The organism is Rhodococcus sp. NPDC004095, assembly GCF_053604015.1.
Window position 1 is genome coordinate 133,647 of the sequence record NZ_JBSGGS010000003.1, and the last position, 22,524, is coordinate 156,170.

20 protein-coding genes are annotated in these 22,524 nt (G+C 69.5%); 9 read left to right on the plus strand and 11 right to left on the minus strand.

Translation table 11 applies throughout. From position 1 onward, the window contains the following. Positions 1 to 69: 69 nt before the first annotated feature. Positions 70 to 765 carry a TetR/AcrR family transcriptional regulator gene (locus tag ACWEPG_RS06720; RefSeq protein WP_450115821.1) on the plus strand — a complete coding sequence of 232 codons (696 nt, stop codon included), beginning with the start codon at positions 70 to 72 and terminating at the stop codon, positions 763 to 765. Here the strand turns inward: ACWEPG_RS06720 and ACWEPG_RS06725 are convergent. Beyond that, positions 674 to 1,438 (minus strand): isoprenyl transferase, encoded by a 765-nt coding sequence (locus ACWEPG_RS06725; protein WP_450115859.1) that lies wholly within the window; start codon positions 1,436 to 1,438, stop codon positions 674 to 676. The genes ACWEPG_RS06720 and ACWEPG_RS06725 overlap by 92 nt on opposite strands. A gap of 246 nt (positions 1,439 to 1,684) precedes the next feature. Between ACWEPG_RS06725 and trhA the strand changes: the two genes are divergently transcribed. Next, complete coding sequence (gene trhA, locus ACWEPG_RS06730) at positions 1,685 to 2,350, plus strand: PAQR family membrane homeostasis protein TrhA (protein WP_450115820.1); 666 nt, start codon at positions 1,685 to 1,687, stop codon at positions 2,348 to 2,350. Positions 2,351 to 2,361: 11 nt separating this feature from the next. Here the strand turns inward: trhA and ACWEPG_RS06735 are convergent, their stop codons facing one another. Beyond that, a complete protein-coding gene (locus tag ACWEPG_RS06735; RefSeq protein ID WP_452594119.1) occupies positions 2,362 to 3,108 on the minus strand; it encodes an ESX secretion-associated protein EspG in 747 nt (248 codons plus the stop codon). Between the two features lie 291 nt (positions 3,109 to 3,399). Here ACWEPG_RS06735 and ACWEPG_RS06740 point away from each other — a divergent pair, with 291 nt between their 5' ends. From ACWEPG_RS06740 to ACWEPG_RS06755, 4 genes are all read left to right on the plus strand, one after another. Continuing rightward, complete coding sequence (locus tag ACWEPG_RS06740) at positions 3,400 to 4,845, plus strand: wax ester/triacylglycerol synthase domain-containing protein (RefSeq protein ID WP_452594120.1); 1,446 nt, start codon at positions 3,400 to 3,402, stop codon at positions 4,843 to 4,845. A 174-nt stretch (positions 4,846 to 5,019) separates the two neighbouring features. After that, positions 5,020 to 5,145 carry a hypothetical protein gene (locus ACWEPG_RS06745; RefSeq protein WP_450132767.1) on the plus strand — a complete coding sequence of 42 codons (126 nt, stop codon included), beginning with the start codon at positions 5,020 to 5,022 and terminating at the stop codon, positions 5,143 to 5,145. A 333-nt stretch (positions 5,146 to 5,478) separates the two neighbouring features. After that, on the plus strand, positions 5,479 to 6,510 hold the full coding sequence (locus tag ACWEPG_RS06750) for an alpha/beta hydrolase (protein WP_452594121.1): 1,032 nt from the start codon (positions 5,479 to 5,481) through the stop codon (positions 6,508 to 6,510). Further along, positions 6,510 to 7,523, plus strand: a complete 1,014-nt coding sequence (locus tag ACWEPG_RS06755; RefSeq protein WP_450114158.1) for an alpha/beta hydrolase — start codon at positions 6,510 to 6,512, stop codon at positions 7,521 to 7,523. The genes ACWEPG_RS06750 and ACWEPG_RS06755 overlap by 1 nt, the downstream gene beginning before the upstream one ends. On the opposite strand, the gene ACWEPG_RS06760 is transcribed toward ACWEPG_RS06755, so the two are convergent. The 3 genes from ACWEPG_RS06760 to mca are packed head-to-tail and all read right to left on the minus strand — an operon-like array spanning position 7,520 to position 10,762. Next, positions 7,520 to 9,547: a thioredoxin domain-containing protein gene (locus tag ACWEPG_RS06760; RefSeq protein WP_452594122.1), complete on the minus strand. Its 2,028-nt coding sequence runs from the start codon at positions 9,545 to 9,547 to the stop codon at positions 7,520 to 7,522. The genes ACWEPG_RS06755 and ACWEPG_RS06760 overlap by 4 nt on opposite strands. Positions 9,548 to 9,557: 10 nt before the next feature. After that, positions 9,558 to 9,866, minus strand: coding sequence for a hypothetical protein (locus ACWEPG_RS06765; protein ID WP_450114156.1), 309 nt, complete (start codon positions 9,864 to 9,866; stop codon positions 9,558 to 9,560). Then, positions 9,863 to 10,762 carry a mycothiol conjugate amidase Mca gene (gene mca, locus ACWEPG_RS06770; RefSeq protein WP_450114155.1) on the minus strand — a complete coding sequence of 300 codons (900 nt, stop codon included), beginning with the start codon at positions 10,760 to 10,762 and terminating at the stop codon, positions 9,863 to 9,865. The genes ACWEPG_RS06765 and mca overlap by 4 nt, the downstream gene beginning before the upstream one ends. Positions 10,763 to 11,007: 245 nt before the next feature. Here mca and ACWEPG_RS06775 point away from each other — a divergent pair, with 245 nt between their 5' ends. Continuing rightward, positions 11,008 to 11,433, plus strand: a complete 426-nt coding sequence (locus ACWEPG_RS06775) for a DUF4307 domain-containing protein (protein WP_450114154.1) — start codon at positions 11,008 to 11,010, stop codon at positions 11,431 to 11,433. Between the two features lie 318 nt (positions 11,434 to 11,751). Next, positions 11,752 to 12,246 (plus strand): transcription elongation factor GreA, encoded by a 495-nt coding sequence (gene greA, locus ACWEPG_RS06780; protein ID WP_450114153.1) that lies wholly within the window; start codon positions 11,752 to 11,754, stop codon positions 12,244 to 12,246. A gap of 232 nt (positions 12,247 to 12,478) precedes the next feature. On the opposite strand, the gene ACWEPG_RS06785 is transcribed toward greA, so the two are convergent. The 6 genes from ACWEPG_RS06785 to ACWEPG_RS06810 all read right to left on the minus strand — a co-directional run bounded on the left by ACWEPG_RS06785 (position 12,479) and on the right by ACWEPG_RS06810 (position 20,931). Next, positions 12,479 to 14,464, minus strand: coding sequence for an SEC-C metal-binding domain-containing protein (locus ACWEPG_RS06785; protein ID WP_452594123.1), 1,986 nt, complete (start codon positions 14,462 to 14,464; stop codon positions 12,479 to 12,481). Further along, positions 14,461 to 16,347, minus strand: a complete 1,887-nt coding sequence (locus ACWEPG_RS06790; protein ID WP_450114151.1) for an SEC-C metal-binding domain-containing protein — start codon at positions 16,345 to 16,347, stop codon at positions 14,461 to 14,463. The genes ACWEPG_RS06785 and ACWEPG_RS06790 overlap by 4 nt, the downstream gene beginning before the upstream one ends. Before the next feature lie 93 nt (positions 16,348 to 16,440). Continuing rightward, positions 16,441 to 17,760: a C40 family peptidase gene (locus ACWEPG_RS06795; protein ID WP_450114150.1), complete on the minus strand. Its 1,320-nt coding sequence runs from the start codon at positions 17,758 to 17,760 to the stop codon at positions 16,441 to 16,443. 186 nt (positions 17,761 to 17,946) lie between these two features. Further along, positions 17,947 to 18,168, minus strand: a complete 222-nt coding sequence (locus tag ACWEPG_RS06800) for a hypothetical protein (RefSeq protein ID WP_450114149.1) — start codon at positions 18,166 to 18,168, stop codon at positions 17,947 to 17,949. Positions 18,169 to 18,311: 143 nt separating this feature from the next. Continuing rightward, the gene (locus ACWEPG_RS06805; protein WP_450132775.1) at positions 18,312 to 19,460 is read right to left on the minus strand and encodes a cystathionine gamma-synthase; all 1,149 of its coding nucleotides are present in this window, start codon (positions 19,458 to 19,460) and stop codon (positions 18,312 to 18,314) included. Between the two features lie 85 nt (positions 19,461 to 19,545). Next, positions 19,546 to 20,931 carry a cystathionine beta-synthase gene (locus tag ACWEPG_RS06810; RefSeq protein WP_450132776.1) on the minus strand — a complete coding sequence of 462 codons (1,386 nt, stop codon included), beginning with the start codon at positions 20,929 to 20,931 and terminating at the stop codon, positions 19,546 to 19,548. Positions 20,932 to 21,279: 348 nt separating this feature from the next. Here ACWEPG_RS06810 and ACWEPG_RS06815 point away from each other — a divergent pair, with 348 nt between their 5' ends. After that, positions 21,280 to 22,500, plus strand: a complete 1,221-nt coding sequence (locus ACWEPG_RS06815) for an acetyl-CoA C-acetyltransferase (protein WP_450114146.1) — start codon at positions 21,280 to 21,282, stop codon at positions 22,498 to 22,500. The last annotated feature ends 24 nt before the right edge of the window (positions 22,501 to 22,524 follow it).

Consider the following 22,524-nt stretch of genomic DNA (forward strand, 5'->3'; position numbering starts at 1 on the left):
CCCACTCGCTGACGTGCTGTCAAGCGAAACCGGGAAACTCGCCTTGCCCGATGGAGGTCGGAGGAGCCGATGAACGAGACGAAGGGCGGTCGCCGGCCGACCCGGCGGGACGAGCAGCGACTGCGGACGCGGGCCGCCCTTCTCACCCACGCCCACGCCCTGTTCACCGAACACGGCTACGCCGCGGTGAAGGTCGACGACATCGCGTCTGCCGCGGGGTGCAGCCGGGCCACGTTCTACCTGCACTTCACCAGCAAGGCGGACGTGCTGAGGACGGTCGGGGTGCAGGGACATTCACCGCGCCCCGAGGCCGTGTACGAGGACCTCGACGACGTACTCGCGACGGGCTCGCGCGCCGAGTTCACCGCGTGGCTCGAGCGCGCACTCGACTGGTTCGACGCCCACCGCACGATCCTGCCCGCCTGGGACGAGGCGATCGCACTCGAACCCGACCTCCGGGAGATCGCCCGGGACGCCTATCGCGCGCTACCCGACGCCATGCCGTCCTACCTGTCTCGATGGCCCGAGCCGCTGCGCGACGAGGCACGGCTGCGGATCGAGCTGCTCGTGGCGCAGCTGGAGCGGTTCTTCACCCGATGGGCCGTCCACGGCACCCTGGACATTCCGCGAGATGATGCAGCAGCGGTGCTGACCGACATCTGGTTCCCGGCGCTCACGCCCCGAATCGACGATGCCTGGCCGCGTAGTCCCGGAGCGCGCGAAGGAAGTCGACCCGACGGAACTCGGGCCAGTACGCCTCGGTGAACCAGATCTCCGAGTAGGCGCTCTGCCACAGCAGGAAGCCGGACAGTCGCTGTTCACCCGAGGTGCGGATCACCAGATCCGGGTCCGGCTGACCGGAGGTGTAGAGGTGTCCGTCGATGCCCTCGACGGTGATCGCGTCGACCAGCTCGGCACCGTCTAGCCCCTCGGCCTGCTTCTGCCGCACCAGGGACCGGACCGCGTCGGTGATCTCCTGCCTGCCGCCGTAGCCGACCGCGACGTTCACGTGGGTACCCGTGCGGCCCGTGGTCCGGTCGGCGGCTTCGCGCAAACGGCGGGCCGAGTCCTCGGGCAGCAGGTCGAGGGTGCCGACGATCTTGACGGACCAGTTCTGGTCGGGACCGGAGATCTCCTCGACGACATCGGTGATGATCTCGATCAGGGTGTCGAGCTCCTCCGGGTCGCGGCGCAGGTTCTCGGTCGAGAGCAGGTAGATGGTGGCCATCTCGATCCCCGCCTCGCCACACCAGCGCAGCAGGTCGGCGATCTTGAGTGCACCCATGCGGTGGCCGTGCGCGACATCGGTGAAGCCGTTCTCCCGCGCCCACCGGCGATTGCCGTCGCACATGACGGCGACGTGCCGAGGTCGCTGCATCCCGTCGAGCTGCCGTGCCAGGCGACGCTCGTAGATGCTGTACAGCAGGTTCGAGACCATCACCTGGACATCACCACCGTCTCCTCCGCCGAGTTCCCGAGCAGCCCGCCTTCTCCGCCGAGTTCCCGAGCAGCACGGGAGGCCACATTACGCCGGGCCGGCGAGCCGTCGTCGGGCGCCGGTGCCCCTCGCGCCGTAACCGCGGTCTCATTGCGGTCGCGGCGGCACTCGACAGGCGTACAGTGACCGGAAAATCCCTAACCTACGGTTCCGTAGGTTAGGTTCCGTCGACACCGGGAGCACCGCATGACCGTGCTGGACCACCCGCTCGCACCAGTCAAACCCCGACTGCGTGGCTGGATCCACCTCTGGGCGTTCGCGGTGGCCGTCGTCGCCGGTGCGGTCCTGGTGGCGTGCGCGGCGACCGTGTCCCCCCGAGCCGCCCTTGCGACGGCGATCTACGCGGTGACGGTGTGCGGGGTGTTCGGCGTCAGCGCCGCGTATCACCGCGTGCACTGGTCGACGGTTCGGGCGCGGACCTGGATGAAGCGGGCCGACCACTCGATGATCTTCCTGTTCATCGCAGGCAGTTACACGCCGTTCGCGTTGCTCGCCCTGCCCGCCGACTCCGGCAGACCCCTACTGGCCGTGGTGTGGGTGGGGGCGCTCGCCGGGGTCGCCCTGAAGATGTTGTGGCCCACCGCTCCCCGCTGGGTGGGCGTACCGCTGTACCTGGTGCTGGGCTGGGCGATCGTCCCGGTCGCGGGAGACCTGGTGCGCCAGGTGGGGTGGGCGCCGCTGGTGCTGCTCGCGGTGGGCGGCGTGCTGTACAGCGTCGGCGCGATCCTCTACGCCACGAGGTGGCCGGATCCGTGGCCCGCGACGTTCGGTCACCACGAGTTCTTCCACGCGGGCACGGTGGTCGCCGCACTGTGCCACTACATCGCGGTGTGGCTGGTGGTGTACGCCTGACCGCGACCGGTTCAGCCGGTCCGGGCGATGAGCGTCCGGAGGTGGGCGGTGAACTCCTCCCCCGACACCGGCAGTGCCTCGACCTCGTCGCCGCCGCGCACGAGATAGCGTCCGTCCGCGAAGTCGATCCAGTGCACGACACTGCCGTCCTCGGTGGGCCGCCAGTCCACCGCCGGGCCGGGGTGGACGCCGATTTCACCGACACCGGTGCGCGGCCGAGCGAAGAAGGTCCGCAGGTTCTCCTCCCGGTCCCGACCACCGACCTGGCGCAGCAGCAATCCCGCGGCCGGCGACGCCCCCGCCCGCCGGGGCGTCACGCCCCGACCCGACCCGCGAGCGGTCGCGGGTACAGCCGCGACGACGGCCTCGGCGACCCTCGCTGCCGGCCCTGACGAGACCAACACTTCCCCGCCACAGTCGAGGTCGGTTCCCGGCAACTGCTGGGCCACGACTCCCACTTCGCCGCCGATCCCTGCATGGAGGCGAGTCACCGACGCGAGCGCGGCGCCATGGAAGCCGCACACCTCGACCCGCACGGTCGGGGCGAGCAGCACCGACAGCGCCGCGTGGAGTTCCTCGTCGAGCAGCGTGCGGATTCTCCGGGCCGCGTCGCGGCGGGCACGATCGTGCGCGGCCACGGTGACGGCGTCACCACGGAACTGCATCGGATAGGGCAGCCGATCCCGCCCGTGCAGTCGCCACAGCAGATCGAACTCCAGTGCGGTGAACCGCCACCGGCCGGCGATCGCCGCGGTCATGCGCCGACCCGAATCGGACACTGCCACTGTCAACCCCTCTGATTTCTCGAAGCCCGGACCACGCCTTCGCCAACGACGAACAGTCCACTCACACCACTCAGACGCAGGGCGGGCGCGATCGGTTCCACGATTGCAACGACAAGGCGACGCTCCACAGCCGCGTGGGGCGCCCCGAACGCCGTGGCATCGACACCGCGAACACGCTGAACCCTTTGCCTGCCACGGGTTTCACACGCCGTTCGCTCATTCGCGGCTACCCTGGCGCTGTCCGGGAGTCCGAAGGGAGCACTTGTGACATCGTTTCGCCGGCAGCCGGCACCTGCACGCCTGGCACCGCAGGACGCCGAGTACTACTACAACGAATTCGAACGGCACCGCTCGAATGTCGTCGCGATCTACCTGTTCGAATCCACCTCGGACACCGCTGTCGGCACGGCCGAGGTGACCGCCTGGATGCGCGAGCGACTCGGGCAGGCCCGCATGTTCACCCACCGGATCCGCCGCGTCCCGTTGGACCTCGACCTGCCCCGCTGGGAGCGAGATCCGGGCGTGGACGCGAGTCGGCACGTGACCGTCGAACCGATCGACGGCCCGGGGTGGGAGCCGTTGCGGCGCAGGATCTCCCACATCGTGGGTTCGCCGCTCGACCTGACGCGGCCACCATGGGAGCTGCACGTGATCACGGGGATCACCGACATCGACGACTCCCCCGGCCGAATGACCGCGGTGGTGCTCAAGTTCCATCACAGCGCCGGCGACGGCATCGCCACGCGCGACCTCGGCCTGCGCCTGTTCGGGCCCGCTCCGGAGGCCACTCGGCCTCCGACCCCGGCCGGCACCGGCAGCGGCAGCGACGTGACCGAATTCGCCCGGGCCGCGGCCACCCTCCCCGGACAACTCGTCCGGTTCGGGCGAGGTCTCGGCGACACCCGCGCGGCCGCACGCCGGGTGCGCGAACTGTCCGCTGCCGGCGAGATCGTCGAACCTCTCGCATCCAGGCCCGCGTGCCGATTCAACGGCAGGATCACCCCCGACCCCACCTTCGACCACGTGCGGCTGCCGCGCCGGGCGATCGATGCCGTGCGCGCCGAAACGCCCGGCGCGACGGTCAATGATGTCCTACTCGCCACGGTGTCGGGGGCACTCGCGGGCTACCTGGCCGAGGTCGGCGAATCCCCTGCCGGATCGCTCGCGGCGATGGTCCCGATGTCGCTGCGCGGGACGGCGGCCGGAGCCGGGGCCGACACCGACGGACCTCGGGCCACCCACCTGGCGCTGATGTCGGTGGACTTGCACACCGGCACAGCCGATCCGCTCACCCGCCTGCACGCCATCATGACCTCCGCGCGCAACGAGAAGGCCCGACACGGCAACGAACATGTCCGTCGAGCGTCCCGGCGGATCGAGAGCAGCCCGGCCTGGCTGCTCAGCTTGGCCGGGCATGCGCGCCGCATCGCGCCGAGTTCCGGCGCGACGGTGGCGCTGCACAACACGATGGTGAGCAACGTGCCGTGGGCGGGTACCGACCTGACCTTCCTCGGCGAGCCCCTGGTACGGATCCTCGGCGTTCTCGGCGTCGTCGACGGCTCCGGGTTGCGTCACCTGGCCGTGACCTCGGACCCGGGTGCCGTCGACCTCACCTTCACCACCGACACCGCGATGATGGCCGACACGCGGCCGTACAAGCGCCTGCTCACGACCTCGCTGAACGACCTGGTCAGAGCGTCGATCGTGTGATCGACACGACACGCCGAAAATATTTACGTTGCTGGTCTTTACGTTGTATACGGAGAGTTGTTACCGTGCCGTTGTTACGAAAACAAACCGGTCGTAACGATCCATACGGTGCGTGAGCCCGTGGATTGCGAGATTGCGCACCGCCGTCCGAAGGTTCGACTCGAGGAGGCACACGTGGGTTCTCTTTCCGACATCATCATTGCCATCATTCCCGGACTGGGATCGATGATCGCAGCCGACGGGCTGTCCGAAGTATTCCTGGGATCGGTCGAGGGCAGCATCGGCACGCCGCCCGCATAACCTGACCGGACGTCGCAATCACCGCTCGCGGCAAAATAATTCATCTGTTTCGCAGCGTGTTCACACGAGGGCGGCAGAAGGCTTCCCTCGCTCAAATTCGAGGAGCAGCATGGGATCGATCAGCGATGTTCTCGGCCCCCTGGTCACCAGCGTCAACGACTCGGGGATGAAGGTCATCAACGCGCTCATCTCACTGAGTGGCGGCACCCCCGGCGCGGGCAAGTAGCACGAGGTCCGGCGCGGACCCGCGCTCCCCTCCGCGCGGGTCCGCGCCCCGCCCCATTCCCGCGGCCGACCGGCCGCGACGATTCGACAGCCAGCGAAGGATCGCCGTTGAGCGCCTCGTCCCGCCTGCGCATCGCCCTCGTAGCCGTGTCGACTCTGACCGCCGTCACCGTCGCCGTCGCACCGACATCGAACGCGCTTCAGAAACAACAGGATTCATCCGATATTGCTGCAGCCGACGAGCGGCGCGCGACCATCGAGGTGTACTCGCCCGCGATGGACCGGACCATCCCGCTGGAGATCCTGCGGCCGGCGGACACAACCACCCCGGCGCCGACGCTGTACCTGCTCAACGGGGCCGGCGGCGGCGAGGACGGCGCCTCGTGGGACGTGCAGACCGACGTCTCGGAGTTCTTCGCCGACAAGCACGTCAACGTGGTCACGCCCATGGAGGGCGCGTTCAGTTATTACACCGACTGGCGGCTGCCGGACCCCGGGCTCGCGAAGACGAGCGGCAACAACGGCCGGAACATGTGGACCACCTTCCTGACCCGGGAACTACCAGCGGTGATCGATGCGCGTCTCGGCACCACCGGCGTGAATGCCCTTGCAGGACTGTCGATGGCAGGTACGTCGGTACTCGACCTGGCGATACAGGCACCGTCCCTGTACAGCGCCGTCGCCTCGTACAGCGGGTGCGCGATGACGAGCGAGACCCCGGGCAGGCAGTTCGTGACGATGGTCGTCGGCGCCGGAACCGGGGACGCGGACAACATGTGGGGCCCGCCGGGCGACCCCGAATGGGCGGCACACGACCCGTATCTCAATGCCGCTGCCCTACCGCCGATTCCGATCTACGTCGCGAGCGGCAACGGCCTGCCCGGACATCACGATTCCCTGGCCAACCCGCGCCTGAAGGGCAATGCGATCACCCTCGGCAGCCAGTTCGTCCTCGGCGGAGCCATCGAGGCCGCGACGAACTACTGCACGCACCGATTCGCCGACCGCACGCGCGAACTCGGCATGACCAATGTGGTGTTCGACTTCCGCCCCAACGGCACCCACTCGTGGGGGTACTGGGAGGACGACCTGCACAAGTCGTGGCCACTGCTCGGCGGCGCGCTCGGGGTCGCAGGGTGATGCGGCGATCGTTCCCCGGCGGCGTGATCGCTGCGCTGCTGACGGCAACCGGCCTGACCTTCGCCGTCCCGCCCGCCGCGACGGCGCAGACGGTGGTACCCGACTACGTCCCGGTGTCGCCCGAGGCCACCGCCGCGATCGCGTCGGTCTCCGAACTCGACGACCGATTGGTGCTTCTCCAGGTCGACTCGCCTGCGATGCAACGCCAGGTCCCGGTGAAGGTCCTGCGCGCGGCCGACGGGAGCCGCCCACACGGCGCGTATCTCCTGCTCGACGGCAACTCCGGACAGGTCACGGACACCAACTGGCTCGACCCCGAGCGTGGCAACGCGCGGGAGTTCTTCGCGGACAAGGACGTCGACGTCGTCCTCCCGATCGGCGGGACCGGGACCAACTACACCGACTGGGAACAGGACCATCCGACGTTCGGGCGGACCCGGTGGGAGACCTTCCTCGGCGAGGAGCTGCCCTCGCTGATCGAGGCCGAGTTCGGCACCAACGGCCGGATCGCCGTGGGCGGCATCTCGTCCGGCGCGACCGGCGCGGTGCTGCTCGCGGAACGGTTTCCCCACGTGTTCTCCGGCGCTGCCGGCTACAGCGGCTGCTACCTGACCGACGGCCCCGTCGGGAAGGCGGTCACGGATCTGGTGGTCATCAACGGCGGTGCCCGCTCCGAGCAGATGTGGGGACCCCAGTTCGGGGACACCTGGAAGGCGCACGACCCGATCGCCGGTGCCGGCGCCCTCGCGGGCAAGCCCGTCTACCTCTCGTCCGGATCCGGCCTGCCGGGCCCCCACGACGATCCGGCCGCGCCGGGATTCGCGCGGACCGTTGTCGTCGGCGGCGGCCTGGAACTGGGGTCGAGACTGTGCACCGACCAGCTCGAACACGCGTTGCGCGCGGCCGGTGCCACGGTCACCCGAAGCTCCACCCCGGTCGGCACCCATTCCTGGCCGTACTGGCGTGACGAGCTGGCCAGGTCCTGGCCGACGGTCCAGGCCGCCACTTCCTAGCGATTCAGTGCCTCGATCAGGTCGTCGACAACGGTGACGGGCCGGTCGCAGACGAACCCACGGCACACATAGGCGGCATCCGCACCGTCGACGCGGGGACGGTCGACGAGCAGGGGCACCGAGTCCGGGCCTCCGCCGACGACAACCGCGCCACCCGGTGCGTGCCGGCGGGCCGCGTCCAGCAGAGCACCGTCGATCGGGGCCACCCCGCCATCCGTCGAGACCGCCACCTGAACGGGTCCCCGCACGGCCGCCTCGGCGACCGCGAGCCAGTGCCCGGCCGACCGCGCGGCCCGCTGGAGCAGGAGGACACCACGGTCGAGCGTGGCGGAAGCCGCGACGGCGTACCGCTCGGCCTGTTCCGGTTGTGAGAGCGCCGCCGCGGTAAGCAGCGCCTCCGCCATGGACGACGCACCCGACGGCGTGGCACCGTCGACCGGGTCGCGGGGCCGCGAGATCAGGGCCTCGGCGTCGTCGGCGGTGTCGAACCAACAGCCCTGCTCGTCCGGGTCGGCGAAGTGGTCGAGCGCGATGTCGAGCACTTGCTGTGCGCGGGTGAGCCACTCGAGTTCACCGGTCGCCTGGTGCAGGCTCAGCAGCCCCGTGGCGAACGCGGCGTGATCGTCGAGGACCGCGGCAGCATCCCCGATCACGCCACCCAGGGACGCGCGGCGCAGCCGGCCGTCGACGAGGTGCTCGTCGATCAGCACCCGGGCACACCGCGCGGCGGCGTCCACCCACTCCGCCCTGCCCAGCCCCGCACCGGCCTCGGCCAGGGCGGTGATCGCCAGCCCGTTCCACGCGGTGACCACCTTGTCGTCCCGCGCGGGCTGCGGCCGACCCGCACGGACCTCGAAGAGCTTGCGACGCAGCCTGTTCCACCGCGTCCAGTCGTCCGGGTCCTCCGGCAACTGCAGCACCGAGGTGCCCGCCTCGAAGGTGCCGGCCGAACTGACCGCGAGCAGCCCGACCGCCCACACCCCGTCCTCGAACCCGAGCGCCTCGATCAGCTGTTCGGCGGTCCAGGCGTAGGTCAGCCCCTCGACCCCGTCGGTGTCGGCGTCGAGGGCGGATGCGAAGCAACCCGAGTCGGTGCACAGGTCGCGTAACAGAAATTCCGCGGTCTGCTCGGCCACCCGCAACGCCAGCGGCCATCCGGTGCGCCTGGCCAGGTGCGCGTACACCCGCAGCAGCTGGGCATTGTCGTAGAGCATCTTCTCGAAGTGCGGCACCACCCACTCGGCGTCGACGGAGTACCGCGCGAACCCGCCACCGAGCTGGTCGTGGATGCCGCCGCGGGCCATCGCCTCCGCGGTGCGCGTCACCGATTCGAGCACGAGGGCCGACCCGGTGCGCTCGTGACTGCGCAGCAACCCCTCCAACAGCGCGGACGGCGGGAACTTCGGGGCCCCGCCGAAGCCGCCGCGCTCGACGTCCTCGTCGGCGCGGACCGCGGCCACCGCCCGGTCCAGCAGTGCCGCGTCCAGCGGCGCCGCGCCGGCCGGGAGCGCGCCACCGGAGCCGCGCAGCTCCGCGGTGATCGACGCGGCGGCGCGCTGCACGTCCTCGCGGCGGGTGCGCCAGGTGTCGGCGATCGCCTCCAGCAGCTGTGTGAACGAGGGCATGCCCCCGCGGGGGGTGCGGGGGTAGTAGGTGCCGCAGTAGAACGGCTCGGTGTCCGGGGTCAGGAAACAGGTCATCGGCCAGCCGCCCTGACCGGTCATCGCGACGGTGGCGTTCATGTAGATCGCGTCCAGGTCGGGCCGTTCCTCGCGGTCCACCTTGATGCACACGAAGTGCTCGTTCATCAGCGCGGCGGTCGCCTCGTCCTCGAACGACTCGTGCGCCATCACGTGGCACCAGTGGCACGCCGCGTAGCCGATCGACAGCAACACCGGCACGTCGCGTTCCCGTGCCCATGCCAGCGCCTCGGGTCCCCACTGCTGCCAGTGCACCGGATTGTCGGCGTGCTGACGCAGGTACGGGCTCGTCGCGCCGCCGAGGGTGTTCCTGGACCGCGTCACAGCCGGGTGCCTAGCTCGGAGCCTGGGTGGGCGGCTCGGCCTTCTTCTCGGGGGTCGAGGATCCGCCGTCGACCGCCGGGCCCGCTGCACCGCGGTCGGTGCCCTCGTCGGCGGCCTGATCCGCTTCGGGGTGGTCCGGTTCGAAGGTGTCGGGCAGCTTGCGCAGCTGCTTGTTCATCGACCGGATCAGCAGCACGGTGCCGACCAGCAGCACGACGATGATGACCAGGCCGACCGGCGACGCCTTGCCGAACTCGGGGCCGGTCGGCGAGCCGGGGGTCTGCGCCAGCCACCCGACGGCCGCACTTGCCAGATTCACTTCTTCTCCTCTTGTCCCGGCGCTGCGCCGACGTGGTCGATGCCGGCGAACAGATCGGTTTCCGGGATGGCGGTCCGCACCCGGGTCTTCGCCAACTCGAACTCCTCGGTCGGCCAGATCTTCTGCTGAATGTCGAGGGGCACCGCGAAGAAGGACCCGTTGGGGTCGATCTGGGTGGCGTGCGCGCGCAGGGCGTCGTCCCGCTGCGGGAAGTAGTCACCACAGGTGATCTGGGTGGTCACCCGTGCCATCAGGTCACCCTGCTCGGTCTTCCACTTCTTGAGCCATTCCGCCATCGGGAACTCTTCGCCTCGGCTGTCGTACTCCTCCTGGAACAACTGCAGGCGCTTCCGGATGAACCCGTGTGAGTAGTAGACCTTCTGCACTTCCCACGGCTCCCCCGCGTCCGGGAATCGCTCCGGATCGCCTGCCGCCTCGTACGCGGCCATCGACACCTCGTGGCAGCGGATGTGGTCGGGGTGCGGGTAGCCACCGTTCTCGTCGTAGGTGGTCATCACGTGCGGGCGGAACTCGCGGATCACCCGGACCAGCGCCTCGGTGGACTCCTCCAGCGGGACCAGCGCGAACGACCCCTCCGGCAGCGGCGGCTTCGGGTCGCCCTCCGGCAGTCCCGAGTCGACGAACCCGAGCCAGGTCTGCCGGACCCCGAGGATGCGGGCCGCCTCGGCCATCTCCTCCTTGCGGACCTCGCTGATGCGGTCCCGGATCCCCGGCACGTCCATCGCGGGGTTGAGGATGTCGCCGCGCTCGCCGCCGGTCAGCGTCACGACGAGCACGTCGTTGCCCTCGGCGGCATAGCGGGCAGTCGTCGCAGCGCCCTTGCTGGACTCGTCGTCGGGATGGGCGTGCACGGCCATGAGACGCAATCCGCTCACAGTCTTCCTTCACCTCAGCTTCGCATGGAACCTACCGTGTGGTGGCCGGCCCCTTCGGGCACTGGCGGCCTGCCGGACACCGCCCGTCCGTCGCGTCGACCGCGCGAGCGGAGGCCCGGTGCCCTTCCCCTATAGTTCCACCCGACACCTCCAGCGTCACCGTGACCCTGTCCGGATCACCGCGTGGAGGGCGCCCCACCCGGGCAACGCGAGCTCGCCCGGACCGATGCACGAGAGTCGAGCAGATGACCGAGACGATCCCCTCCGACCGCTACCCCACGCGGCAGGGCAGTGTGCGCGGATCCCGGATCACCGCGATCGTGCTGACCATCGGTGTCATCCTCCTCGGCCTGGCGGTCGCCTGGCTCGGGTACAACAAGTTCGCCGCGAAGGACATCGAAGCGAATGTCGTGCAGTACTCGATCGTCGACGACTCGACCATGGCGCTGAGCTTCACCGTCACCCGCGAGGAACCGACCGAAGCTGCGCTGTGCATCGTGCGCGTCAGGTCACGGGACGGGTCGGAGACCGGCCGCCGCGAGATCGTCGTGCAACCGTCCGAACACGGAACGGTACAGATCGACACCCAGATCAAGACGTCGCAGTCACCGGCCGTTGCCGACATCTACGGCTGCGGCTCGACCATCCCCTCATATCTGAACGTCGGCTGACCAATCGTGGCCGCTGCGGCCACACCCCCGACCTCGATCTTCGTGGGGAAATCCCAGCTCGTGCTAGAATACGGCGATACACGGTTCCGCGTTGGAGCCGTGTATTGCTGCATTTGCATCCGGATGCGCATGTGACGCGGACCCGGATGCACGGCGGCCAGCTGCATCAGGCGGCGGGACGCGTACTCACCTCACGGTGAGCCGACCGGGGGATGACATTCGTCCGGGGAGACGCGCGCCCAGCCGCAGCCGACCACCGGTTTTCGGTGGTCCGTCCAGGGGATCCGTCCGGGTTCCGACTACGAGGAGTGATCGAGCATGACCGAGACCCAGGTGACCTGGCTGACCCAGGAGTCGCACGACCGGCTCAAGAGCGAACTCGACCAGCTCATTGCCAACCGTCCGGTCATCGCGGCCGAGATCAACGAGCGGCGCGAAGAGGGTGACCTCAAGGAGAACGGTGGCTACCACGCGGCACGCGAGGAGCAGGGTCAGCAGGAGTCCCGTATCCGCCAGCTGCAGGAGCTGCTGAACAGCGCCAAGGTCGGCGAGGCCCCCACCCAGTCCGGTGTCGCCCTGCCCGGGTCCGTGGTGAAGGTGTTCTACGACGGTGACGAATCCGACACCGAGACCTTCCTGATCGCCACCCGCGAAGAGGGTGCTCGCAACGACAAGCTCGAGATCTACTCCCCCAGCTCCCCGCTCGGTGGCGCCCTGATCAACGCGAAGGTCGGCGAGACCCGCGAGTACATCCTGCCCAACGGCAAGACCATGAAGGTCACCCTGCTCAGCGCCGAGCCGTACCACAGCTGAGTCGGCTCCACACGACGAAACCCCGGCCAGGGCATCCGCCCGGACCGGGGTTCTCTCGTTCGTACTGACGCACGGTGGGGCAGTCACCCCCTGCATGACTGCCCCACCGGCAACCGGATCCGCGAGCGCGGCCCCCTCCCCAAGGACCTGCACTCATCGGCTCACAACAGATCAGACGCGGCGAAGCTTCGATCGGTTCCAGCGTCGCGCCGGAAAATCCGGACTCCCGAACTCAGTCCGCGGGGAACGCGAGGCTGAGCACGTCCACCAACTCGTCCGGATCCGCGTTCGCGGACCCGCAAATCTCCGCCAGTTCGTCCCGATACCGAGGGTCGATCGGTTCGATTCCGCCGAACGCCCGGATCGACTCGCCGGTCGGCAGCAGCCGGGCGCACACCAGTGCCCCCACTGCGAAGTTGTGGCCCGCAACGGAGTCGATCACCTCCACGGTCGCCCCGCCGGTCACCTCGCGCAGAGTCAGCGACCGGCTCGGCACCACCGCCGTCACCTCGTACAGGCCGCGCCTGCCGGCCAGCCACCGGCGCGCGAGTTCGAGTTCCGCTGCCGGCAGCACCTGCGCGCGGCGGGCGACGAACTGTTCGAGGACGCCGCCCTCGAACAGCGCCGCATCGATGACGAGACCACCTTCGAGCGCCGCGATGGTGGCGTCCTCGGCCTCGTCGGCGTGCGAGGCCCGGATCTCGGCGAGCCGGTGTACCAGGTCGAACAGTTCCGGCGTCCGCGCGAACATCAGGGCTTTCGTGTACAACCAGGTTGCGCGTGCGTCGACCGTGAGATCGGACCTGCCGAGGTGGCACGCCTTGTACTTGCGGCCGGACCCGCACCAGCAGCGGTCGTTGCGGCCCAGCTCTGGACGCTCCACCGGTTGGTAGCGCGCGAGCACCTCCTGCAGGGTCTCCGCGTCGCCGCCCTCGACTCGGGCGAGCAGCGACTGTGCGCGAGTGACGTCACCTGCGTCGGAGGCGAGCAACGCCAGGTCGAACGCCGCCAGCATCCAGTCCGGGTCCCGGTCCAGGGCGCGCTCGTAATGCGTCATGGCGATCCGTACATCACCCAGCTGATCGGCGGCCTTGCCGGCCAGCCAGTGCGCGGCCGCCTTCAGTCGGCGCGGCGCGTGCTCGACCAATGCCGATGCGGCGGCCTGCAGCGACTGGGCGCGCGCGTCGCCGGTGGTGGCGAGGTCGAGCGCGACCGCGGCGGTCGACGGGGACTCGAGCCGCATGAAGACGGCCGGATCGGCGGCAACGCGGGCGGCGGCGACGGTGCTCGGCTGCTCGCCCCGTTCCGCGGCGTCGGTGATCTCGTGGACGAGGTCGGTGAAATCGACGACCGCGCCGGCGTCGGCGAGGCGCAGCTTGTTCTGCCGGGCGATCGACTCGATGAGGGTGGCGCGGTGATAGGCGTCGAAATCGAAGCCGCGCGGCGCCAGGTAGTTGCGTTCGCAGTCGTACCCGGCGTGATCGAGCAGCTCCGCCAGCGGCAGGGTGGGCGCGGTGAACAGGTCCATGCCCCGGTCGTCGGCGACGAGCTGCCAGATGACCGGGTCGGTGTGCTCGGCGGTGCCCTCGGCGATGATCCTGCGCAGAGACTCGGCGAGATCCGGGGTCGCGACGGTCCGGTCGACGCGAACCAACCGCAACGTGCCGCCCGCCAGGCCCAGACCGATCATGTCCCCCGCGGTGTATCCGACGAGCATGTCGCGATCGAGCAGCAGCCGCTCGACTTCCGGAGCGGTGACGTCGGTGCGGCCGCGCTCGGCCAACAACGCGGCGTCCGACGTCGGGAACACGACGTCGACCTCGCAGTCGCCGACGTGCTCATCGGATCCGACGAGACCCGTCAGCGGCGACAGGTCCGGATCGATGTCGACGACGCCCGAGGCGATCTCCTCGGCGGAGAGCCGATGCGTGAACACCCGACCCTCGAGCAGGCCGTCGATGGCGGCGACGCGCCCGTCGGCGAGCATCCCGAGCGCCGGGCCATCGAGGCCGCGCACCAGCTCGGTCATCTCCGCAGCGGCGCCGAGCCCGAGGTCGACCAGTGCGGCCACCCAGCCTTCGGTGGTGAACGGGCCGCGTCGACGCAGCACCGCGATCGCCTTCTCGGCAACGTCGCCCGCGTCGGGATCGGTGTCGACGCGGGAACGACCCACGATCTCGAGATGCCGGTCACCGCGGGGTTCGGTCGAGACGGTCACCCCAGGAACCTCGCGCCGAGCACGACGATGACGTCCTCGGGTTCGACGGTGTCGCCGGACAGGACGGCGAGCACCTCGTCCCGGTTCTCGGCCGGCACCGGTTCGACTCCACCGAGGATCTGCATCCGGTCACCGGTGGGGACCACCCGTGCACAGACGAGATTGCCGACGTCCAGCGGCTCGTCCACCGCGACCTCGGCCCGGTCGCCGGTACGCAGGTCCCGCAGCGTCACCACGTCGCCGACGGCCGCCACGACCTCGTGCACCGATCGCCGCGCAGCCAGCCATCGGGCGGCGAGTTCGAGTTCGTCGGCGGGCAGCAGGACCCCGCGCCGGGACACGAACAACTCGAACAGCCGCCCCTCGAAAAGCGCGACGTCGAGCACCAGTGGATCCTCGAACGCCCGCGCGACCGCGTCCTCACTCTCCCAGTGCTCGGCACGCAGCTGCGCCAGCTCGAGCACCAGATCGAACAGCGACGTCGACTGCGCGTAGAGCCCGGCCTTCTCGTACAGCCAGTGCGCGCGGTCGTCGAGGGTGCTGTCGGACTTACCGAGGTGGCAGACCTTGTACTTGCGTCCCGATCCGCACCAGCACTTGTCGTTGCGGCCGAGTTCCGGATGCTCGGCCGGAGCGAAACGCAGCAGCACCGCGTGGAGGTGTTCACTGTCGCCGCCCTCGATCCGGCTCAGCAACGACAGTGCCCGCTCCGCATCGCCGCGGTCGGAGGCGATCTGCGCCAGTTCGAACAGTGCCGGCGTCCATTCCTCGTCCATCGCGGCGGCATCCTCGAAGTGCCGCTCCGCCTCTCGCACGTCGCCGAGCGAGTCCGCGGCCATTCCCGCCAGCCAGTGCCCGGACGCCTTCACCCGGCGCGGCGCCCGGTCGGCCACCGCCAGCGCCGCGGTGTACAACGCGGGCAGATGATCCTCTTCGAATCCGTTGATCACATCAAGCGCGGCACCCGCTGCAGACGGATCCTCCAGCCCGACAAGGGATTCGACGACCCCGTCGATGCAGCTGCGCGCGCCGGACAGGTCGAGTTCGTCCTCGCGTACCACCGCGACCAGGTCGACGAACGCGATCACCGCATCCACCTCTTCCGGGTGCAGTTCGTGCTGGCGCGCGACCATCGCGATGTGCGACGCGAAATGATGTGCGGCGAAATCGAATCCACGGGCGGCGATGTAGTCGCCCTCCCGGGTGTATCCGGCCGAGTCGATCAGCTCACCGAGCGGCACCGTCGGCTCCGTGAACAGCGCGGGGTCGTCGGAGAGCATCTGCCAGGCGACGGTCTCGAGGTTGTCGGCGTTGTCGTCTCCGACGATCCGGTCCAGCGCCGCGGACAGGTCCGGCGCCGCGGCGACCCCTCCGGCGACGGCGGCCAGCTCCAATGCACCGTCCCGGACCGTGACGGACACCAGATCACCCGACGAATACTGTTGCAGCGCTTCGGGCCCGAACAGCAGACCGGATCCGTCCGGAAAGTCCTCGTCCGACAGCCCGAGCGCGTCGAGTTCGTCGGCGTCGTAGTCGGAGAACAACGCCCGCACCGGGCCGTCGTCGGCCATCGTCGCCAGCACCAGCGGAGCGAGATCCGGTTCGGCGTGCAGGAGACCGGACGCGATCTCCGGGCCGGTGAGCCGGTGCGTGAACACCCGTCCCTCGACCAGGGTGTCGACGACCGCATTGCGCCCGTCGGCGAGGACGACCAGCAGTGCGTCGTCGAGCAGGTCGACCGATTCGAGGAGTTCCTCGGCAGTGCCGTGCCCGGCGTCGGCAAGCATCTCCGCCCAGTCCTCGGATGTCAGCGGACCATGCTGTCGCAACACCCCCAGTGCGATGTCGGCAATCGGGTCACGGGGATCAGGATTCACGCTCACCCTGTGATCGTAGGCGGCGGCGACAGCCCCCGGAACCGTGAGTGAATTTCGCCCCGACCGGGGTGAAATTCACTCACGGGCAGCGAAGCCGCACTACACGATCCGGCGGGCCTTCATCCCGTCGAACACGGGCCCGACCTTGACCACGTCACCGGTCTGCGGGGCGTGCACCATCTGTCCGTTGCCGATGTAGATCGCGACATGGCCGGGGCCGCCGGACTGCCAGTTGCCGAACAGCAGGTCGCCGGGCCGCGCGTCGGCGAGCGCGATCTCGGTGCCGATGTTCCACTGCGTCTCCGACGTCCGCGGCAGCACGAGCGTGTCGCCGGTCGCCGCGTACATCGCGTAGGAGGTCAGGCCGGAGCAGTCGAAGCCGCCACCGGACGGGCCGTTGATGTTGCCGCCGCCCCACACGTACGGCAGGCCCAGGTAGCGCAGCGCCGCCTCGACCACCTTGCCGCCGATGCTGCCGTCGGACCCGCTCAGCGGAGCCAGGATTGCCGCGAACACCGGTTCCGAATCCCGAATCTTCTTCACGTAGGGCTTGGTCTGGTGCTCGTAATCGAAGGCGCCGTTGGGCATGCCGCCGGCACGGCGCACGGCCTCGACTCCCGCGTTGTATCCGGCGAGGGTCAGGTCCAGGGTGTCGCCCTGGACGACGCCCTGGCGCTTCCACTCGTCGATCTGACCGTACATGTCACACAGCAGGTGCCCGGACGCCATCACCGGGTCCGCGACGCCGAGGATGTCGACCTTGCCGTCTCCGTCGGCGTCCTTGCCCCACTTCTCCCAGGTGCCCGGCATGAACTGGCCGGGACCGCGGGCGCCGGTCCGGGACACCGGAGCCGTCGGGCCGTAACGGAAGCCGTTCTCGGCGTTGTACAGCGCGGCCAGGATCGGGGCCTTGATGCCGTCGCAGAGCGCGCCTGCCTTGTTGAACCAGGGCACGAACACCGCGATGGAGCCGATCGGGGCGATGTTGCCGCCCGGGAATGCGGCGTCGAGCGAGGTCACCGCGCGGGACAGGTCGCCGCCGAACGGCACCTCGGCGACGTCACCGCCGTAGGCGTCAACTTGCGGCGTCGACGGCGCGACGGGCGGGGCCGGCGGCGGTTCGGGAGCCGGTTCCGGAGCGGGCGGAGCGGGAGGCGCCGGCGGCAGTAACGGTTCGATAGCGCTCTGCGCGGCGGCCGTCGCGTCCTGCACGGCCTGGGTGGCCTGCCCCTGCAGCTGCTCGGGCAGCATGCCGATGACGTCGGCGACCTGCTGATCCGCTGCGGGAGACGTGGCTTGGAAGGATTGGATGGCTTGTGCTGCTTGATCTTTGACCGGGGCTGGTAGGTCCGCGCCCTGCACGAGACCGCCAAGTGCCGTGGCAACGGCAACGATGACCGCCGATGGGTCAACCGCCATGCGCATCCTCCCTCATCTCGACCGAGGCGCGTCAGCCCCTGGGCCGCCCCCTGTATGTGACTCGGATCACCGTATGACGCATGTCGCGGCAACGGGCGCATTTCGAGCGAACTCTTAGACGGCCTTCAGGTTGTCGGGCACCGCGAGCACCCGTCCGGGGAAAACAGCCGTCGACCTGCACCACGGCTACCGCACCACCCGTGTCGCGACGTGGGCACGGCCTATCACGGAAGCGCTGCCGGCCTGGTCGAAGGGGTGGCCCGACCCACTCACGGCGGCGAACTCGGACGCGGCGGTCGGGGCGGCGTCGACGATGTTCCCCCGCAGGTGCACGATCGCACGATAGGCACGGGTCACGGCAAGGTTCGGCAGCGACGCGCCGACCGGCACGGAAATGGTCGTCGCCACCGTTCATCGGCGCCCGCGCGCGCCGCACCGTCATGTTGCGGGCGAGCGTCGCGGGCTCCACGCGGCCAGCCTAGATCGGCTGCGCCGCTCGCGCGCGGCGTACGGGTCCGGAGACCCGCGCGCCGCGCGCCGGCGGGAAGTGTCTAGCCCAGCGCCTGCTCGACGTCGGCCAGCAAATCGGCGGCGTCTTCGATGCCGACGGACAGGCGCACCAGATCCTCGGGAACCTCGAGTTCGGAACCGGCGGTCGAGGCGTGGGTCATCGCGCCCGGGTGCTCGATCAGGGACTCGACGCCGCCGAGCGACTCGGCGAGGGTGAAGATCTTTGTGCGTGAGCAGAAGTCGAGCGCCGCCTGCTTGCCGCCCTTGAGCCGCACCGAGACCATTCCGCCGAACCGGCGCATCTGCCGCGCCGCCACCGCGTGGCCCGGATGCGACGCCAGGCCCGGGTAGATCACCTTCTCGACCGCGGAGTGCCCGGTCAGCAGGTCGACGATCTTCTCGGCATTGTCGCTGTGCCGCTCCATCCGCAGCGCCAGCGTCTTGATACCGCGCATGGTCAGGTAAGCGTCGAACGGACCGGGCACCGCACCGGCACCGTTCTGCAGGAACGCGAACTTGGTGTCGAGATCCTCGTCGTCGGTCACCAGCGCACCGCCGACGACGTCGGAGTGGCCGCCGAGGTACTTGGTGGTCGAGTGCAGCGCGACGTCGGCACCGAGCGCGAGCGGCTGCTGCAGGTACGGCGACGCGAAGGTGTTGTCGACGACGATCTTCGCCCCGGCCTCGTGGGCGACCGCGGACAGCGCCTCGATGTCGCCGATGTTCAGCAGCGGGTTGGTCGGGGTCTCGACCCACACCAGCTTGGTGTTCGGCCGGATCGCCGCCCGGACGGCGTCCACGTCGTTGATCGGTGCCGGGGTGTGCTCGATGCCCCACTGTGTGAACACCTTGTCGATGAGCCGGAACGTGCCGCCGTAGGCGTCGTTCGGGATCACCAGGTGGTCGCCGGGCCGGAGCACCGACCGCAGCAGGCAGTCCGTGGCTGCCATACCCGACGAGAACGCCCGCCCGAACGCCGCGCCCTCGATAGCGGCGAGGTTCGCCTCGAGCGGCCGGCGGGTCGGGTTTCCGGTGCGCGCGTACTCGAAGCCGCCGCGCATGCCGCCGACCCCGTCCTGCGCGAACGTGGAACTGGCGTAGATCGGCACGTTCACCGCGCCGGTCTGCGGATCCGGCTCGTACCCGGCGTGAACTGCCCTGGTGGAGAATCCCTGCTGCTGCTCGCTCATCCGCTCAGCCTACTGAGCCGCCGGCAACCGATGTCGCTGAGCCGCCGGCAACCCATGTCACTGAGCCGCCGGCGACCCGATGTCACTACGCACCGGCGCTGAGGAACCCGAGCAGGTCGTGCCGGGTGATGACGCCGACCGGCTTGCCGTCGTCGACGACCATCAGCGCGTCGGTGTCGCCGAGAGCCTTCGTCGCGGCGCTGACCGGCTCCCCGGAACCGATCAGCGGGAACGCCGGGCTCATGTGCTTGGCCACCGGATCCGCCAGCTGCGCGCGCCCCTCGAACACCGCGGAGAGCAGTTCCCGTTCGGTGACACTGCCCGCGACCTCACCGGCCATGACGGGCGGCTCGGCACCGACCACCGGCATCTGCGAGACGCCGTATTCGCGCAGGATCTCGATCGCGTCGCGCAGCGTTTCGGTCGGGTGGGTGTGCACCAGGTCCGGAAGCTCTCCCGACTTGCCCCGCAGCACGTCCCCGACGGTCGGCTCGGCGGGCTTGCTGCCGTCGAGGGGGGTGCGCAGGAAGCCGTAGGACGCCATCCACTTGTCGTTGAAGATCTTCGACAGGTAGCCGCGACCGCCGTCGGGCAGCAGCACCACGACCACCGCGTCCGGGTCCCGCTCGGCGACCCGCAGCGCCGCGACCACGGCCATGCCGCAGGAGCCACCGACCAGCAACCCTTCCTCGCGTGCCAGGCGGCGGGTCATGTCGAACGAGTCGGCATCCGAGACGGCGATGATCTCGTCCGGGATCGACGGGTCGTAGGCGGTGGGCCAGAAGTCCTCGCCGACGCCCTCGACCAGGTACGGCCGCCCGGTGCCTCCCGAGTACACCGAGCCCTCGGGGTCGGCGCCGATGACCTTGACCTTCCCGCCCGAGACCTCCTTGAGGTAGCGACCGGTGCCGGTGATGGTGCCGCCGGTACCGACACCCGCGACGAAGTGCGTGACCTTGCCGTCGGTGTCGCGCCAGATCTCCGGGCCGGTGGTCTCGTAGTGGCTGTCCGGGCCGCCCGGGTTGGAGTACTGGTCCGGCTTCCAGGCGCCGGGGATCTCCTTCACGAGGCGGTCCGAGACGTTGTAGTAGCTGTCGGGGTGCTCCGGCGCGACCGCGGTCGGGCACACCACGACCTCGGCGCCGTACGCCTTGAGCACGTTGCGCTTGTCCTCGCTGACCTTGTCGGGGCAGACGAACACGCACTTGTAGCCGCGCTGCTGCGCGACCAGCGCCAGACCGATGCCGGTGTTGCCGGACGTCGGTTCGACGATCGTCCCGCCCGGCTTCAGCGCGCCGGACGCCTCGGCCGCGTCGACCATCTTGACCGCGATCCGGTCCTTGGAGCTGCCGCCCGGGTTGAGGTACTCGATCTTCGCGGCCACCAGGCCGGAGCCGGGTGAGACCACCGAGTTCAGCTTCACCAGTGGGGTGTTTCCGATGAGGTCGACGACGTGATCCGCGATGCGCATGCCCCCATCGTCCCAGAGCGGGCCCGGTCGGCAACACCTGGGCGGACCGTCGCGAACGGCGGCGATCCCCTGCCGGTTCTCGATGAGTGGGACGGGCGAGCGAGCTCACACTCCACCCCGCACGCCCTGCTTCTGCGGGCGCCCCAGATACGCTTGCGAATCAGATTCACGGCCAGTCCATTTCGACGCCGCACCTTCCACCACGACGTTCGAGGGAACCCGGTGCGATCGCACTCCGTCCCGGTGGCCAAGCAAGCGCATGGTAGGAACAGCGGCATCGCCACGTAACGTCTGACACAGGACACCGCTGTCGTAGCTGACACGACAGCACGAATGAATGGAGTACTCATGCCCGAGGCAGTCATCGTCTCCGCCGTGCGCTCGCCGATCGGCCGCGCCGGCAAGGGATCGCTCAAGGACATGCGTCCGGACGAGCTGGCCACCCAGATGGTCGCGGCGGCGCTCGCCAAGGTGCCCGAGCTCGATCCCCGGGACATCGACGATCTGATCATGGGCTCCGGCCAGCCCGGCGGCCAGGCCGGCTTCAACATCGGTCGCGTCACCGCCGTCAACCTGGGCTACGACTTCCTTCCCGGCGTGACGGTGAACCGCTACTGCTCGTCCTCGCTGCAGACCACCCGCATGGCGATGCACGCGATCCGTGCCGGTGAGGGTGACGTCTTCATCTCCGCCGGCGTCGAGTCGGTGTCGTCGTTCACCTCCGGCAACGCCGACGGCTGGCCGGACACCAAGAACACCGGCCGCTACGGCGAGGCAATGGAGCGCTCGCTCAAGGACGCCGAGGGCGGCGTCGTGTGGAGCGATCCCCGCGAGAAGGGCCTCGTCCCCGACGTCTACCTGGGCATGGGCCAGACCGCCGAGAACGTCGCGACCTACACCGGCATCAGCCGCGAGGACCAGGACCGCTGGGGCGTCCGCAGCCAGAACCGCGCGGAGGAGGCCATCAACCGCGGCTTCTTCGCCAACGAGATCACCCCGATCACGCTGCCCGACGGCACCGTCGTCTCCACCGACGACGGCCCGCGCGCGGGCACCAGCTACGAGAAGATCAGCCAGCTCAAGCCGGTCTTCCGCCCGGACGGTACCGTCACCGCCGGCAACGCCTGCCCGCTCAACGACGGCGCGGCCGCGCTGGTGATCATGTCCGACACCAAGGCCAAGGCCCTCGGCCTGACCCCGCTCGCGCGCATCGTCTCCACCGCCGCGACCGGCCTGTCCCCCGAGATCATGGGCCTCGGCCCGATCGAGGCGGTCAAGAAGGCACTCGGGTTCGCGAAGATGTCCGTCTCGGACATCGACCTGTTCGAGATCAACGAGGCCTTCGCGGTCCAGGTGCTCGGCTCGGCCCGCGCGCTCGACCTCGACGAGGACAAGATCAACGTCTCGGGCGGCGCGATCGCCCTCGGGCACCCGTTCGGCATGACCGGTGCCCGCATCACCAACACCCTGCTCAACAACCTGCGTGAGCAGGACAAGACCTTCGGCGTCGAGACCATGTGCGTCGGCGGCGGCCAGGGCATGGCGATGGTGCTCGAGCGCCTGAGCTAGTCACCTCCGCCGAACGGGCGGTCA

Excerpts from the sequence above, each read along its gene's own strand:
- ACWEPG_RS06720 (WP_450115821.1), top strand. The coding sequence starts at position 70 with ATGAACGAGACGAAGGGCGGTCGCCGGCCGACCCGGCGGGACGAGCAG.
- ACWEPG_RS06725 (WP_450115859.1), bottom strand. The coding sequence starts at position 1,438 with ATGGTCTCGAACCTGCTGTACAGCATCTACGAGCGTCGCCTGGCACGG.
- trhA (WP_450115820.1), top strand. The coding sequence starts at position 1,685 with ATGACCGTGCTGGACCACCCGCTCGCACCAGTCAAACCCCGACTGCGT.
- ACWEPG_RS06735 (WP_452594119.1), bottom strand. The coding sequence starts at position 3,108 with ATGACCGCGGCGATCGCCGGCCGGTGGCGGTTCACCGCACTGGAGTTC.
- ACWEPG_RS06755 (WP_450114158.1), top strand. The coding sequence starts at position 6,510 with ATGCGGCGATCGTTCCCCGGCGGCGTGATCGCTGCGCTGCTGACGGCA.
- ACWEPG_RS06775 (WP_450114154.1), top strand. The coding sequence starts at position 11,008 with ATGACCGAGACGATCCCCTCCGACCGCTACCCCACGCGGCAGGGCAGT.
- greA (WP_450114153.1), top strand. The coding sequence starts at position 11,752 with ATGACCGAGACCCAGGTGACCTGGCTGACCCAGGAGTCGCACGACCGG.
- ACWEPG_RS06795 (WP_450114150.1), bottom strand. The coding sequence starts at position 17,760 with ATGGCGGTTGACCCATCGGCGGTCATCGTTGCCGTTGCCACGGCACTT.
- ACWEPG_RS06805 (WP_450132775.1), bottom strand. The coding sequence starts at position 19,460 with ATGAGCGAGCAGCAGCAGGGATTCTCCACCAGGGCAGTTCACGCCGGG.
- ACWEPG_RS06810 (WP_450132776.1), bottom strand. The coding sequence starts at position 20,931 with ATGCGCATCGCGGATCACGTCGTCGACCTCATCGGAAACACCCCACTG.
- ACWEPG_RS06815 (WP_450114146.1), top strand. The coding sequence starts at position 21,280 with ATGCCCGAGGCAGTCATCGTCTCCGCCGTGCGCTCGCCGATCGGCCGC.